The 13951-nt window shown below is 72.2% G+C and carries 13 protein-coding genes and 1 pseudogene; 3 read left to right on the forward strand and 11 right to left on the reverse strand.

The genetic code is table 11. The features are described 5' to 3' along the window. Positions 1-6: 6 nt before the first annotated feature. Both hemG and hemQ read left to right on the forward strand, forming a co-directional pair. Positions 7-1458, forward strand: coding sequence for a protoporphyrinogen oxidase (gene hemG / locus ABT114_RS31000; RefSeq protein WP_351146195.1), 1452 nt, complete (start codon positions 7-9; stop codon positions 1456-1458). A 4-nt stretch (positions 1459-1462) separates the two neighbouring features. Further along, on the forward strand, positions 1463-2194 hold the full coding sequence (gene hemQ / locus ABT114_RS31005) for a hydrogen peroxide-dependent heme synthase (RefSeq protein ID WP_351146196.1): 732 nt from the start codon (positions 1463-1465) through the stop codon (positions 2192-2194). Between the two features lie 36 nt (positions 2195-2230). Here the strand turns inward: hemQ and ABT114_RS31010 are convergent, their stop codons facing one another. The 6 genes from ABT114_RS31010 to ABT114_RS31035 all read right to left on the reverse strand — a co-directional run bounded on the left by ABT114_RS31010 (position 2231) and on the right by ABT114_RS31035 (position 9041). After that, a complete protein-coding gene (locus tag ABT114_RS31010; RefSeq protein WP_351146197.1) occupies positions 2231-3805 on the reverse strand; it encodes an alpha/beta hydrolase in 1575 nt (524 codons plus the stop codon). Between the two features lie 147 nt (positions 3806-3952). Next, a complete protein-coding gene (locus ABT114_RS31015) occupies positions 3953-4714 on the reverse strand; it encodes a TIGR04222 domain-containing membrane protein (RefSeq protein ID WP_351146198.1) in 762 nt (253 codons plus the stop codon). A 112-nt stretch (positions 4715-4826) separates the two neighbouring features. Next, positions 4827-5615 (reverse strand): DUF4142 domain-containing protein, encoded by a 789-nt coding sequence (locus ABT114_RS31020; protein ID WP_351146199.1) that lies wholly within the window; start codon positions 5613-5615, stop codon positions 4827-4829. 235 nt (positions 5616-5850) lie between these two features. Beyond that, the gene (locus ABT114_RS31025; protein WP_351146200.1) at positions 5851-7197 is read right to left on the reverse strand and encodes an MbnB/TglH/ChrH family RiPP precursor modification enzyme; all 1347 of its coding nucleotides are present in this window, start codon (positions 7195-7197) and stop codon (positions 5851-5853) included. A 182-nt stretch (positions 7198-7379) separates the two neighbouring features. Continuing rightward, complete coding sequence (locus ABT114_RS31030) at positions 7380-8174, reverse strand: SAM-dependent methyltransferase (RefSeq protein ID WP_351146201.1); 795 nt, start codon at positions 8172-8174, stop codon at positions 7380-7382. Positions 8175-8324: 150 nt separating this feature from the next. After that, positions 8325-9041, reverse strand: coding sequence for an aminoacyl-tRNA hydrolase (locus ABT114_RS31035; protein WP_351146202.1), 717 nt, complete (start codon positions 9039-9041; stop codon positions 8325-8327). An 85-nt stretch (positions 9042-9126) separates the two neighbouring features. Here ABT114_RS31035 and ABT114_RS31040 point away from each other — a divergent pair. Continuing rightward, positions 9127-9506: pseudogene (locus ABT114_RS31040) on the forward strand (ABC transporter); the annotation flags it as partial. Between the two features lie 19 nt (positions 9507-9525). Here ABT114_RS31040 and ABT114_RS31045 read toward each other — a convergent pair. The 5 genes from ABT114_RS31045 to ABT114_RS31065 all read right to left on the reverse strand — a co-directional run bounded on the left by ABT114_RS31045 (position 9526) and on the right by ABT114_RS31065 (position 13896). Then, positions 9526-9675, reverse strand: coding sequence for a hypothetical protein (locus ABT114_RS31045; protein WP_351146203.1), 150 nt, complete (start codon positions 9673-9675; stop codon positions 9526-9528). A gap of 18 nt (positions 9676-9693) precedes the next feature. Beyond that, positions 9694-10539 (reverse strand): polysaccharide deacetylase family protein, encoded by an 846-nt coding sequence (locus ABT114_RS31050; RefSeq protein ID WP_351146204.1) that lies wholly within the window; start codon positions 10537-10539, stop codon positions 9694-9696. A gap of 63 nt (positions 10540-10602) precedes the next feature. Further along, positions 10603-11532: a PPK2 family polyphosphate kinase gene (locus ABT114_RS31055; RefSeq protein WP_351146205.1), complete on the reverse strand. Its 930-nt coding sequence runs from the start codon at positions 11530-11532 to the stop codon at positions 10603-10605. Between the two features lie 74 nt (positions 11533-11606). Continuing rightward, positions 11607-12989, reverse strand: a complete 1383-nt coding sequence (locus ABT114_RS31060) for an alkaline phosphatase PhoX (protein ID WP_351146206.1) — start codon at positions 12987-12989, stop codon at positions 11607-11609. A gap of 94 nt (positions 12990-13083) precedes the next feature. Then, on the reverse strand, positions 13084-13896 hold the full coding sequence (locus ABT114_RS31065; RefSeq protein ID WP_351146207.1) for a slipin family protein: 813 nt from the start codon (positions 13894-13896) through the stop codon (positions 13084-13086). Positions 13897-13951 lie beyond the last annotated feature (55 nt).

Below are 13951 nucleotides of genomic sequence, written 5' to 3' on the forward strand. Positions count from 1 at the left end.
GAGGACATGAGCACAACGGGTACGAGCACGGGGCATGTCGTCGTCATCGGAGCCGGGATCGCGGGGCTGGCCGCCGCCCACCGGCTGCTGGAGCGGGGCGCGCGCGTGACCGTGCTGGAGGCGTCCGACCGGGTCGGCGGCAAGCTGCTGCCGGGCGAGGTCGCGGGCGTGCGCGTCGACCTGGGCGCCGAGTCGATGCTGGCCCGCAGGCCGGAAGCGGTGGCTCTCGCGCGCGAGGTGGGTCTCGCGGACCGCCTCCAGCCGCCGGCCACCGCGACGGCCTCGATCTGGACCCGTGGTGCCCTGCGCCCCATGCCCAAGGGGCATGTGATGGGCGTCCCCGGCACCGCATCGGCGCTGACCGGCGTCCTGTCCGACGAGGGCCTCGCGCGCATCGACCGCGACGCGGACCTGCCGCGCACCGAGGTCGGCGACGACGTGGCGGTGGGGGAGTACGTGGCGGCCCGGCTCGGCCGCGAGGTCGTCGACCGTCTCGTGGAACCCCTGCTGGGCGGGGTCTACGCGGGCGACGCCTACCGCATCTCGATGCGCTCGGCCGTCCCACAGCTGTTCCAGGCCGCGCAGACGCACGACTCGCTGACGGAGGCGGTCCGTGAGATCCAGGCGAAGGCGGCGGCGAACCAGCAGACCGGGCCGGTATTCATGGGCATCGCGGGCGGCGTGGGCCAACTCCCGCTCGCCGTCGCGGAGTCCGTGCGGGCGCGGGGCTGCGAGATCCGCCTGAACAGCCCGGTGCGCGGCCTGCGTCACACCGGCGACGGCTGGGAGGTCCTGGTCGACGACCGGGTCGAGGAGGCCGACGCCGTGGTCGTCGCCGCCCCCGCCCGCGACGCCGCCCACTTGCTGAGCGAAGAGTCCCCCGGGGCCGCCGCCGAACTGCGCACCGTCGAGTACGCCTCCATGGCCCTCGTCACCCTTGCCTACCGCCGCGGTGACGCCGCCCTCCCCGAAGGCAGCGGCTTCCTCGTCCCGCCCGTCGACGGGCGCACCATCAAGGCGTCGACGTTCGCCTCGCAGAAGTGGGGCTGGATCGCCGACGAGGACCCGGACGTGATCGTGCTGCGCACCTCCGTGGGGCGGTACGGCGAGACCGAGATCCTCCAGCGTGACGACGCCGGCCTCGTGGACGTCTCCCGGTACGACCTGAAGGCGGCCACCGGGCTCGACGCCACCCCCCTGGAAACCCGCGTCACCCGTTGGACCGACGGCCTGCCCCAGTACCCCGTCGGCCACCACGCGCGCGTGGCCCGGATCCGCGAGCACGTGGCCAAGATCCCGGGACTGGCCGTGTGCGGCGCGGTGTACGACGGTGTCGGCATCCCGGCGTGCATCGCGAGCGCGTACGCGGCGGTGGATCAGCTGGACGGTGACCTGCGGGCTGTGCAGGAGCTCACCGCCAACCCGGTGCAGAGTCTGCACGGCGGAGCGGGAGAATAGCCCCATGAGTGACGATGCCCCCATCACCGAGTCCGGCAGGATCCCGAACAAGGGCAAGCTGGCCAAGGACCTCAACGAGGTCATCCGCTACACCCTGTGGTCCGTCTTCAAGCTGAAGGACGTGCTGCCCGAGGACCGCGCGGGTTACGCCGACGAGGTCCAGCAGCTGTTCGACCAGCTCGCCGCCAAGGACGTGACCATCCGCGGCACCTACGACGTGTCCGGCCTGCGCGCCGACGCCGACCTCATGATCTGGTGGCACGCCGAGACAGCCGACCAGCTCCAGGAGGCGTACAACCTCTTCCGCCGGACGAAGCTGGGCCGCGCCCTGGAGCCGGTGTGGTCGAACATGGCGCTGCACCGCCCCGCCGAGTTCAACCGCTCGCACATCCCGGCGTTCCTCGCGGACGAGACGCCCCGCAACTACGTGAGCGTCTACCCCTTCGTGCGCTCCTACGACTGGTACCTGCTGCCCGACGAGGACCGCCGCCGCATGCTCGCCGACCACGGCAAGATGGCCCGCGGCTACCCGGACGTGCGCGCCAACACGGTCGCCTCGTTCTCCCTCGGTGACTACGAGTGGCTCCTGGCCTTCGAGGCCGACGAGCTGTACCGCATCGTCGACCTCATGCGCCACCTGCGCGCCTCCGAGGCCCGCATGCACGTCCGCGAGGAGGTCCCGTTCTACACGGGCCGTCGCAAGGACATCGCCGAGCTGGTCGCGGGCCTCGCCTGATCACCTCCTGATCAGCGTTTCACCGGCCGGCTACGGCTACGGCTTCGGTTCCGGGTGCGGTGCGCAGGACGCGTGCCGCGCCGGGAGCCGGCCCTCCAGCAGATACGCGTCCAGGTGGCCGTTGACGCAGGCGTTGGGGCCGCCCCCGACGCCGTGCGTGCCGGCGTCCCGCTCGGTCACCAGCACCGAGCCCGCCAGCCGCCGGTTCAGTTCCAGTGCGCCGTCGTATGGCGCGGCCGCGTCCCGTTCGGCGGCCAGGATCAGCGTCGGCGGCAGTTCGCCCGGCCCGGTCCGCACATCCAGCGGCCGCTGCCGGGCCACCGGCCAGAAGGCGCACGGCAGGTTCGCCCACACGTTGTCCCAGGTCTCGAAGGGCGCCACGCGCGCGAGGCGCGTGTTGTCGCGGTCCCACACGTTCCAGTCCGTCGGCCAGGGGGCGTCGTTGCACTCCACGGCCGTGTAGACGGCGTTCGAGTTCTCCGCCTCGGCCGCCGACTCCGTGACCGGCTCCGCCTGCTCGATCAGCGGCTTCGGGTCGCCCTTGAGATACGCCGACAGCGCCTCGGCGCGCGACGGCCAGTAGTCGTCGTAGTACCCGGCCATGAGGAACGCGCTCTGCAGCTGCCCGGGGCCGATCTTCCCGCCGGCCGGCTCGGCGGCCAGCCGCGTCCGCGCCTTCTCGTAGCTGCCCGCCACCGCCTCGGCCGTCGAGCCGAGGCCGTACACGTCGTCGTGCCGGGCGATCCACTCCCGGAAGTCCGCCCAGCGGTCCTCGAAGGCCGCCGACTGGGCGAGGTTGTTGCGGTACCAGACCTGCTCGGGGGCGGGGTTCACCGCCGCGTCGAACACCATGCGGCGTACGTGCGAGGGGAACAGGGTCGCGTACAGCGACCCGAAATAGGTGCCGTACGAGGCGCCCATGAACGTCAGCTTCTGCTCGCCCAGCGCGGCGCGCAGGACGTCCAGGTCGCGGGCGTTGTTGAGGGAGGTGTAGTAGCGCAGCGCGCTGCCGGACCGCTTGGCGCAGCCGCTCGCGTACGCCTTCGCCTGCGCGATGCGCTGCCGCTTGTAGGACTCCGAGGGGTGAGTCGGCGCCGACGAGGGCCCCTTGAAGAGGTTCTCGGGGTCCTGGCAGGACAGGGGCGCGGAGCGGCCGACCCCGCGCGGCGCGTATCCGACCAGGTCGTAGGCGGCCGCGATGCGCTTCCACTCCGGGACCGTGCCGACCAGCGGGAAGTACATGCCGGAGCTGCCCGGGCCGCCCGGGTTGTAGACCAGGGCGCCCTTCCGGGGCACCCGGCGCTTGCTGTTGTGCGGATCGCTGTGTGTGGCCGGCACCCGGCTGACGGTGAGGTTGATCTGCTTGCCGTTGGGGTGCGCGTAGTCGAGCGGGACGCTCACCGTGCCGCACTGGAGGTTGCCGGGTGCGTCCATCTCCTTGGTGCACGCGCCGAACTTGATGCCGGCCTCGGCAGCCCGCGCGGCGGCCACCACGGTGCCGTTCCGCTCCGCCACCGCGCCCGGGGCGCCGGAGCTGCCCCCGGCCGGAGTGGCGGTGAGGGCGGTCAACAGGAACGACCCGGCGGCCGAATAGACGACGGCTGCTCTCATCGCTGATCCCTTCGGTGCATGATTGCGACAAAAGGGATGTTTCGTTGGGGTGTAGGGGAAGGCAAGCACCGTCTGCCGGTGTCGGCGCCAATGCTTCCGTGCGCCCCCCCGCGGGGCGCACACGCCCGCCTGTCAGTCGTGCCAGTACTACGCGCGCTGTTCGAAGGCCGCCCGCAGTTCCGGCTCGCCGATGGCGCGGACGCCGCGCACGGCGACGGAGGTGAGGTACGTACGGTCGTCGCCGACGCCGCCGGTGCGCTGTGCCAGGGCGCCCAGCAGCCGCTGCCCCGCCGGGGAGGCCCAGCGCGAGTACGGGTGGACCTCGACCCGCGCGATGGCCAGGCAGCTCAGCGTGAGGGCGAGGGGCAGCGCGAACCAGAGGGCGACCAGGGTGCGCGGCATGTCCGGCTGAGCCGGCATCGACAGCGCGATGGCGCCCAGCGCCAGGACGAACAGCGCGGCGGCCCGCACCTGGCGGACCCCCGCCGCCACCGTCGTACGCGCCCCGTCGGGCACCGCCAGACCCGCGCTCACCAGTCGGTCGGCGAGGGTGCGCACCGCGTCGGCGGCGGCTGCGCCGGCCCGCACAGGGGCGATACGGGACTGCCCCTCGGGCCCGATGGCCCCTATGACGGACCGCTCGATGTCGTCCCGCCCGCGCGGATCGACGACGGTCGCCCACCCGGTGTGCGCGAGCAGCAGCCGGCGCTGGCGCGCCATCGACACCAGCGTCAGCTCGGCGACCCGGACGGGGCCGCCGGACAGGAACGCGGCCTCGTACAGCGTCAGATCGTGTGTCAGGCCCGCATCCGCGTCGACGGCGGCCGCACGGACGGCGGCCAGGCACAGCCGCGTGCACGCCGTAGCGGCCACGGCCCAGGCCAACAGCATGAAGAGGACCCAGAACATGCCGTGTTTCTATGCCAAAGGCACCGGGAGACGCCATGCCCTGTTCATAATCCGGACGGAGCGTTGCCGGTATGTGACGTTCCGCCTGGTGGCCGACGCTCGGTGCCGGGGCTCAGGAACTCCCCTCCGGTGGCGGGCTGGAGGCGGCCGGCGGGAGTGAGTAACTCGGGGAGGGGGTCGGCGTCGGCGCCAGCGGGACGGCCGGGACCGGGTCGGTCGTCGGACCGGGCGGCGCCGGGGAGTTGGTGATCGGCGGGGTGCTGGTGGCGGCCATGTCCCGGGCCAGGGCGTCGAAGTCGACGTACCCGGTGGCCTCCAGCACCTTGATGTGGTCCAGCACGGTCGTGTTGGCGTCGTCGGCCAGGTCGCGCACCAGCGAGTTGCGCGTACTGGCCCGCACTTGGGCCACGAGCGAGAACACCCTGCCGTGCGCGAGCCGCAGGATGTTGGCGAACCTGCGGTCGTAGTCCGTGCCCTGCGCCGCGTCCAGCTCCTTCAGCCAGCCCTGCTGTTGGTCGTTGGGTTCGTTGGGCAGCGCGAGACCCAGCCGTGAGGCGACGTCACGCACCCGCTCGTCCAGATACGTGTGCCCCTCGACGAGGTGCTGACCGGCCGTCCGTACGGCTTGTGTGGTGCCCTTCTGCTGCGCCTGCTCGCCCGCGGGCAGCTCCCACAGGCCGGCCAGCCGGACCTTCGTGATGAACTCCCGGTCGAGACCGGACAGGGGCCCGTACCGCGTCGACACGGTCTGGGCGTTGAGCACGTCCACGCCGGTCCCGGACCGGTCGGCGTACGACCAGATCGGGAAGATCAGCGCGAAGAGGGTCGCCGTCAGACCGGTGATGATGAGTCCGGTGCCACTGAATATGCCTCTGCCGTTGACGGGGGGTCGCGGTCGCATGGTGCCTCCTGGTGCGGCACCGCACGCTAATGGGCTTCGGGTGCGGGGTTGGCATATTACTGCGGGGTCTGCGCCAACTTCCGTACGGGGGCGAAGCGTTGCATCGGGGATATTGGGGGCGAATGGGGGAGCTCGGGTGGGGTGCATAGGGGGCTGACCGGAGCGAAACGGTCGCCTGGGCGCGATGACCGGCGTCAGGTGTTAAACCCAGCACACTCCGGGACGTAGACCTGGTTCACCGTCGGCTCAGCGGGCGGCGCAGCACCTGACGTGTCGCGCGGGCGAGCCGTACCCCCGGCCGGGCGGAGCGCGGCGCCGGACCCGACCGCTCCAGCCACCACTCCCGCAGCTCCCGCCGGGTCCGCCCCTCCGCCAGTCGGCCGCCCAGCAGCAGCTGCTCCACGAAGTCCAGCGCGTCGCGCCGGTAGCCGCCGGTCATCGGATGCCGCTGGGCGTAGGCGAGGAACGCGGGCCGGTACCCGCCGCCCAGGATCTCGGGCAGCTCCGGCGCGACCTTCGCCACGACATCCGCCCGCTTCCCGGCCAGGGCCCGCGCCTGCACCCCCAGCCGCACCCGGTCGAACCCCTCCGGCGCGGGCGTCCCGGCGACCAGCGAGGACAGCAGCGCGGCCTGGGCGAGGGCGAGGCGCTGACGGGCGGGGTCGGTGGGGGCGGCGGGCTCGGCGGGGGCGGTGGGGGCGGTGGGGGCGGTGGCCGACCGGGCTCGGGCGGGCTCGCGGGTGGGAGCGGCCTGCCCCTGCTCCTTCTCCAGCGCGTCGCGAATCGCCCCCAACTCCCGCTCCAGCTCCGCCGCGTCCGGGAAGTTCTCGTCCCGCTCCAGCAACACGCCCGGAGGTGACACCCGGGACGCGAGGTCGGTCAGGATGTCCAGGACCGGCCCGGGCACGGGGTGGGCGTGGCTGTCGTGCCAGACGCCGTCCCGTTCGAAGCCGCCCGCGACATGGACGTAGGCGATGGCCTCCAGGGGGAGCTCGGCGAGCGCGTCGGCCGGGTCCTCGCCCCGGTTGACGTGGTTGGTGTGCAGGTTGGCCACGTCGATGAGGAGCTTCACGCCGGTGCGGTCGGCCAGCTCGTACAGGAACTGTCCCTCGGTCATCTCCTCGCCCGGCCAGGAGATCAGCGCGGCGATGTTCTCGACGGCGAGCGGCACGGGCAGCGCGTCCTGCGCGATGCGGACGTTCTCGCACAGCACGTCGAGGGCGTCCCGGGTGCGCGGGACGGGCAGCAGGTGGCCGGCCTCCAGGCGCGGGGAGGCCGTCAGCGGCCCTCCCGCCCGTACGAACGCGATGTGCTCGGTGACCAGTGGCGAGCCCAGCGCCTCGGCCCGCTCGGCGAGGGCGGTCAGCCGTCCCTCGTCGGGGCGGTCGGCGCCGCCGAGGCCCAGTGAGACGCCGTGCGGGACCACGGTCACCCCGCGCTCGCGCAGCCGACACAGCGAGGCGGGGAGGTGGCCGGAGCACAGGTTCTCCGCCACGGCCTCAACCCACTCGATGCCCGGCATGCGCTCCACGGCGTCGGCGATCTCCGGCCGCCAGCCGATCCCCGTCCCGAGTCGCTCCATGGTGCCCTCCCTCGTCGTGACGGGGGTATGGCCCCGGCACCCGGCCGCGAACCCCGCTCCGCACGCTTTCAGAGCAACATTTGAGGTTCTGCCTGGCCTGCCCGGGATCGGCGCAGGGGGGCCGGTCGGGCCGGTCGGGCCGGCGGTGGAGGCGTTCGCGGTGTTGTCGGCGTTGGAGGCCGTCAGCCCTTGAGTGCCACCCCGCCGAAGCTGTCCACGTCCCGGCGCTCGTCCGGGCCGGCCGGGCCCGACCGCCACTCCGCGACCGGGACCAGACCCGGCTCAAGGAGCTCGAAACCGTCGAAGAAGCGGGCCAGTTGGTCCGGGGTGCGGTTGATCCGCGGGTTGTCGCTCGCCTCGTTCCAGCGCTCGACCATGGCGCGCATCTCCGCCGTGTGGAACATCTCCGTGCTGTCGCAGAACACGAGGTGACTGCCGGCCGGCAGGGCCTGCTTGAGGCGCTCCACCATCGCGTACGCGCCGTCGTCGGGCACGTGCGCGGCGATGCCCAGCAGCATCAGCGCGACGGGCTTGCCGAAGTCCAGCGTGCTCTCGGCGGCGCGCAGGATGGTCTCCGGTTCGCGCAGATCGGCGTCGATGTAGTCGGTGGTGCCCTCGGGGGTGCTGGTGAGCAGGGCGTGGGCGTGGGACAGCACCACCGGGTCGTGGTCGACGTACACGATCCGCGCCTCGGGGGCGATGCCCTGGGCGACCTCGTGCGTGTTGTCGAGGGTGGGCAGGCCCGTGCCTACATCGAGGAACTGCCGGATCCCGGCCTCCGCGGCCAGGTAGGTGACGGCGCGCTTCAGGAACGCCCGCTGGGCGCGCGCGATGTCGACGATCTCGGGGTTCACCTGCCGGATCTGGTCACCGACCTGGCGGTCGATCTCGTAGCAGTCCTTTCCGCCCAGCCAGTAGTTCCAGATGCGTGCCGAGTGCGGCACGTTGCTGTTGATCAGCGGACGGTCGAGCGGCATGACATCTCCCCGGGGTCCGAACGGCCTTGCGTATCCCGCGTGTTGTGCCTCTCACCGTAGCCCCATGATCCGAAACCGGCGACGGCAGGGCGCGACGGCAGGCCGGCGCAGGGCGTCATGGCCGGGCGGCCGCAGGGCACCACGGCCCGGCTACCGCAAGGCAGGATGCTCGGCGATCACCGTGCAACTGCCCGGCGCGATCTCTGTGAAGCCCGCATCCCGCACCAACGGCAGCCCGCTGCCCACCAGTTCGCGCCAGCGCACGGGGTCCGCGGTGCGCACGGAGAGGGGGAACCCTGCGTCGCGCCAGGCGTCCCGCTCCTCGTCCGACAGCTCCCACCAGGCGAGTTGGGCGCCGTGCCCGGCCTGGGCCATCGCCTTGCCCGCCGACATCTCCACGTCCGGGTTCAGCCACAGCACTGGCGTGCCGGGGTCGGCCCCGGCCGGCAGTTCCGGGTCGTCGAGGTCGGTGCCGGAGACCTGGAGCTTCGCCAGCTCCTTGGGCCAGCCGTCCAGCGGGACCGGCGGAAACACCCGTACCTCCGCGGACTTCCCCGTGACCGTGATCCCGGGCAGCGACTCGGCCCGGCGCCATTCGGAGCCGCGTGCCCGCCGTACGACCTTGCGGATGCGGGCGTCCTGCCAGTCCCGGACCGCCTGGGCCCACGGGCCGTCGCCGGTCGACCGTTCGTCGTTCAGCATCACCAGCACCGCCCGGGCCGCGGTCTCCAGTGCGTCCGTACGGGCGGGCGGCGCGGCCCGCTCGATCCGCACCACCAGCGGCAGGACGAACTGGGGCGCCTGGTCGCGCGCGCTGGGCTCGGACCGGAAAGGGCTGTCATTCAGGGGCGTCGGATCATGGCTCACGACACTCAACCTTAAGGGGCACGAGAAGATGCCCCCACGGAACGCGATCTACGGCGGGAGAACGTGGGCCGCCGCTACGGCTCACGCGGCCCCTGGCGTGGTCACGGCAGCGACCGTCGCCGTGACGCTGATCAGCGATCCGGTGAGCACCGACCACCGCACCCGGGGCCCCCGCTGTCCGCGGCCGGTGCCGGGTTCCTCGCCGTCCTGGTCGGCGCCCTGCTCGGCACGGCCGTCGGGGCGCTCACCGCCTGGCCGGTGCTGCGCTCGCCCTGACGGGCGGTCCCCGCGCTGCTGCCGGCGCTGGTGGTGACGGGCTCCCCGGCGCAGGCGGCGGTCGGCGGCCTGGTCGACGGCTCGCAGTCCGGGAAGGTGCCGGTGTCCCCGCTGCCGCTCGCCGCCGCCGTCCTGCTCACGGCGGCGGCGACGGCCGCGACCCGCGCGCTCACCTCCCAACAGGTCGCCCTGAAGCGCCCTACCCCGCTCAGCCCGAGCACGCGGTGCGCTGCGCCTCCTGCCCCCCGGCTCGGCTTCGCTCGAGCGGGGGGACCCCCATCGCGTACGGCGGGCCGTCGGCCTTCGGCGGCCCGGTCGCGTCGATGAGGCAGTACGAGTCGTCGCTGTCGCCGCTCACACGTCCAGCCTCCGAGGGTCACCGCCGCCCGTCGGCGGCCCCGATCAGCTGGGACACCTTCACGAACCGGAAGCCCTTCTTGCGCAGCTCGGGCACGATCGTGCGTACGGCCTGCTCGGTCACCGGGGCGGCGCTGCGCGTGCAGTGCATGACGACGACGGACCCGGGCTTCACGCCCTCCAGGACCTGCCGGGCCACGGCGTCGGCGTCCGTCGCGAACGCGTCCCCGCTCACCACGTCCCACTGCACCGCGGTGACTCCGGTGGCGCTCAGCGCGCGCAGCGCCTGCTGGTCGTAACAGCCCCCGGGGAAGCGGAAGTACGGCATCGCGTGCGGCACCCCCGCCTTGCGGAAGGCGTCGTACGCCCGCTCCACCTCCGCCCGCATCCGGTCGTCGGACACGGTCGGCAGGCCGTAGCAGTCGGCGGTGAAGGCGTAGTGGCTGTAGGAGTGGTTGGCGATCTCGAACAGCGGGTCCCGCCCGATCGACCGGGCCTGGACCGGGTACTCCTCGGCCCACCGCCCCGTCATGAACACGGTGGACGGTACCTTCAGCGTCCGCAGCGTCGCGATCAGCTGCGGATTGTCGAACCGCTCGCCCGCCGCGGCCCGCGGTCCCTCGTCGGCGGTCATGTCGGCGTCGAAGGTCAGCGCGACGGTCTTGTCCGGCGTGCGCGGGCCGTTCTTGAAGACGGGGGTGAGGCCGGCGGGGCCGGGGGCGAGGGTCGGCGGCCGGGACGCGGCGGCGGAGGGGGCCGGGTGGGCCGAGGGCGGGGCGTGGTGGGCGGTCTGGGTGGTGCCGCAGGCGGCGAGGGCGGCGGCGAGGGCGCAGACGGCGGTGGTGCGGCGTACGGGAGCGATCACGACCTGATGATATGAGGAGGAAATACGCAAATCGGACTAAATGTCCACGTCTTTATGTCGAAGTCACCCGGCTGGGCCTCGCGCCTGCCGTGCGGGCCGAGTGGTCTCCAGCAGCCGTCTCCTGCACTCCGCCACATCGAAGTCCGCCTTCGGGTACTGCGGATCCAGCGCCTCCAGATGCTCCAGGAGCAGCTTGCTGACCGCCCAGTTGCGGTACCACTTGCGGTCGGCCGGGATCACGAACCAGGGCGCGTACGGCGTCGAGCAGCGCTCCAGGGCGATCTCGTACGCCTCCTGGTACGCGGGCCACAGCGCGCGGTCGTCGATGTCGCCAGGGGTGAACTTCCAGTGCTTGTCGGGATTGTCGAGGCGATTGAGCAGACGGCGGCGCTGCTGGTCGTAGGAGATGTGCAGGAAACACTTGATCACGGTCACGCCGTCGTCGGCCAGGGACCGCTCGAAGCGGTTGATCTCGTCGTAGCGGCGCTCGATTTCGGGGAGCGGGGCCAGCGCGCGCACGCGGGCGATGAGGACGTCCTCGTACTGCGAGCGGTCGAAGATGCCGAGTTCGCCCGCGACCGGGAGCGCCTTCTCGATGCGCCAGAGGAAGGAGTGCGCGCGTTCCTCCGGGGTGGGCGCCTTGAACGCGCGGATCCGGCAGCCGGAGGGGTTGAACAGACCGATCACGTGTTTGACCGTGCCGCCCTTGCCGCTGGTGTCCATGCCCTGGAGGACCAGCAGCACCCGGCGGTGGTCGCCGGCCGTGCTCGCCGCCCACAGGCGTTCCTGGAGGCCGGCCAGGCGTTCGCCCATCCGGGCGGTGGCCGCGAGCCCCGCGGCCTTGTCACCGGGGCCGCCCGGGGTCGCATCGGCGTCGTACGCGGCCAGGTCGACGCGCCCGTCCCCCCGCACGCGCAACAGCTCACGGAGGCCGGACGTGTCGCCCGGCCCGGCCGGTTTCCCGGCCTTCGGCTTCGAACCGTTCCCGGCCACGGCGCACCCCTTCCGGTCCTGTACCTCGATCGTGCGCCGAGGCACCGGGGTGCGCCAGCCGCCGGTGGCGTGCGCTACCTACTCCACGGTCCCGTCACCGCGAAGGTCGTCCCGGGCGTGTAGCAGTTGACGTACATCGTCTCGCCGTCGAGCGAGAAGGTGACGCCGGCGAACTCGCCCCATTCCGGAGCCTCCGGTGTGCCGATGTTCTGGGTGCCGCGGGCCATTGCGTACACCTCGCCCCGCCGGGTGACGCCGAACACGTGCTGGGCGCCGTTGCCGTCCTCGCAGACCATCAGGCCGCCGCTGGGGGCGAGGCAGATGTTGTCCGGGGACTCGCCGGGGAGCTGGACGTCGGTGGCCGGGCCGAAGACGACGACGAGGGTCAGGCGGCGGCGCGCCGGGTCGTAGCGCCAGATCTGGCCGTAGTGGTCGGCCGCAGAGCCGTCCGCGCTGCGGGCGAAGGACGACACGAAGTACACGCAGGTCCCGCCCCAGTAGCACCCCTCCAGCTTCTGGGCATGGGTGATGCCCTTCGGGCCGAAGTCCTGGAGGCGCACGGGGGTTTCGGCGGCGAGCGGGTCCGGTACGTCCACCCACTCGACGCCGTCGAAGGAGGCGCCCGTCTCCTGGATGGGGGACAGGTCGGGTACGCCGGGGACGCGCATCGCCTGCAGGCGGCCGCCCGCGCGCAGGGAGCCCACGCCGGCCAGGGGCCTGGCGGGCAGGAAGCGGTAGAAGAGGCCGAAGGGCTTGAGGAACGCGTCCTCGGTCTCGTAGACGATGCCGCGCTTCGGGTCGACCGCGATCGCCTCGTGCTGGAAGCGGCCCATCGCGGTCAGCGGTACGGCTCCCGTGCGGTGCGGGTCGGCCGGATCGACCTCGAAGATGAAGCCGTGGTCCTTGGTGTAGCCGTTGGTGCCCGCCTTGTCCTCGGTCTCCTCGCAGGTCAGCCAGGTGCCCCACGGGGTGGGCCCGCCCGCGCAGTTGACGGCGGTACCGGCGATCGCGACCCGCTCGGACAGGACATCGCCCCGCGCGTCCAGCGTCAGGGCCGTACAGCCGCCCTTGCCGGCCGGGTCGTAGGTGAGGCCCTCGACCGTCGGGACGGCGAACTTCGCGGTGGGGCGGTTCTCGTGGTTGCGGACCAGGTGGACGCGACCGTGCCGGCCGGCCAGGGCGGTCATGCCGTCGTGGTTGGAGGGGACCCGGCCCTCGCCGGAGCGGAGCTCGTCGCCCTCGCGGGAGAGGACCCGGTAGCGGAATCCTTTCGGCAGGTCGAGCAGTCCGTCCGGGTCCGGCACGAGCGGGCCGTAGCCGCTGTTGCCCAGGGGCTGTGCGGCGGCCGTACCCGCGAAGAGTTCGGACAGGGCTCCGGCGAACGCGATGCCCGCTCCCAGGGCACCGCTACGGGCGAGGACTCGACGTCGGGTTGTGGCGCGACCGGTTTCGGTCATGGGGCAGCAACCTTCCTGCTGGCGGACAGGAGACTGTGACCCCGCTGTGTTTATCACTCCACGCGCGTCCCCGGAACCACGCGTGTTGCATGTGTCACTGCTCGACGGGTGGTGGCGGTGGTGGTGGCGGTGCTGCTGCCGACGGCTGCTGCTGGGCCTTCTCCAGGAAGCGCAGCAGCTCCACCGGGAAGGGGAGCACGAGCGTGGAGTTCTTCTCGGCGGCGACCGCCACCACCGTCTGCAACAGCCGCAGTTGCAGCGCGGCGGGCTGCTCGGACATCACCCCGGCGGCCTCCGCCAGCTTCTTGGACGCCTGGAGTTCGGCGTCCGCGTTGATGATCCTGGCCCGCCGCTCGCGGTCGGCCTCGGCCTGCCGGGCCATGGAGCGCTTCATCGTGTCCGGCAGGGACACGTCCTTGATCTCGACGCGGTCGATCTGCACGCCCCAGCCGACGGCCGGACTGTCGATCATCAGCTCCAGGCCCTGGTTGAGCTTCTCCCGGTTGGACAGCAGGTCGTCCAGGTCGCTCTTGCCGATGATGGACCGCAGCGAGGTCTGCGCCATCTGCGAGACGGCGAAGCGGTAGTCCTCGACGTTGATGATCGCGGCCGGCGCGTCGACGACTTTGAAGTACACGACCGCGTCGACCCGTACGGTCACGTTGTCGTGGGTGATGCCCTCCTGGGCCGGAATCGGCATCGTCACGATCTGCATGTTGACCTTGCGCAGCCGGTCGACCGCCGGAATCACCATCGTGAACCCCGGCTCACGCACCTCACGGATCGCCCGTCCGAGCCGGAAGACCACTCCGCGCTCGTACTGTTTGACGACCCGCGCCGCCGCAGCGGCGTACACCACGCCGGCGGAACCGACCGCCGCGGCCGCCGTCAGCAGCTCCTCGAGCATGTCGACCTCCTTCAGCAGAGGCCAGAGATATCTGCTCTTGCAACGATATGCCCGG

The organism is Streptomyces sp. NPDC002088 (assembly GCF_040296605.1).
In the GTDB taxonomy this organism is placed as follows: Bacteria; Actinomycetota; Actinomycetes; order Streptomycetales; family Streptomycetaceae; genus Streptomyces.

What these genes read in the sequence shown, in the direction of transcription:
- hemG (WP_351146195.1), top strand. Translation starts at nt 7, where the DNA reads ATGAGCACAACGGGTACGAGCACGGGGCATGTCGTCGTCATCGGAGCC.
- hemQ (WP_351146196.1), top strand. Translation starts at nt 1,463, where the DNA reads ATGAGTGACGATGCCCCCATCACCGAGTCCGGCAGGATCCCGAACAAG.
- ABT114_RS31010 (WP_351146197.1), bottom strand. Translation starts at nt 3,805, where the DNA reads ATGAGAGCAGCCGTCGTCTATTCGGCCGCCGGGTCGTTCCTGTTGACC.
- ABT114_RS31015 (WP_351146198.1), bottom strand. Translation starts at nt 4,714, where the DNA reads ATGTTCTGGGTCCTCTTCATGCTGTTGGCCTGGGCCGTGGCCGCTACG.
- ABT114_RS31020 (WP_351146199.1), bottom strand. Translation starts at nt 5,615, where the DNA reads ATGCGACCGCGACCCCCCGTCAACGGCAGAGGCATATTCAGTGGCACC.
- ABT114_RS31025 (WP_351146200.1), bottom strand. Translation starts at nt 7,197, where the DNA reads ATGGAGCGACTCGGGACGGGGATCGGCTGGCGGCCGGAGATCGCCGAC.
- ABT114_RS31030 (WP_351146201.1), bottom strand. Translation starts at nt 8,174, where the DNA reads ATGCCGCTCGACCGTCCGCTGATCAACAGCAACGTGCCGCACTCGGCA.
- ABT114_RS31060 (WP_351146206.1), bottom strand. Translation starts at nt 12,989, where the DNA reads ATGACCGAAACCGGTCGCGCCACAACCCGACGTCGAGTCCTCGCCCGT.
- ABT114_RS31065 (WP_351146207.1), bottom strand. Translation starts at nt 13,896, where the DNA reads ATGCTCGAGGAGCTGCTGACGGCGGCCGCGGCGGTCGGTTCCGCCGGC.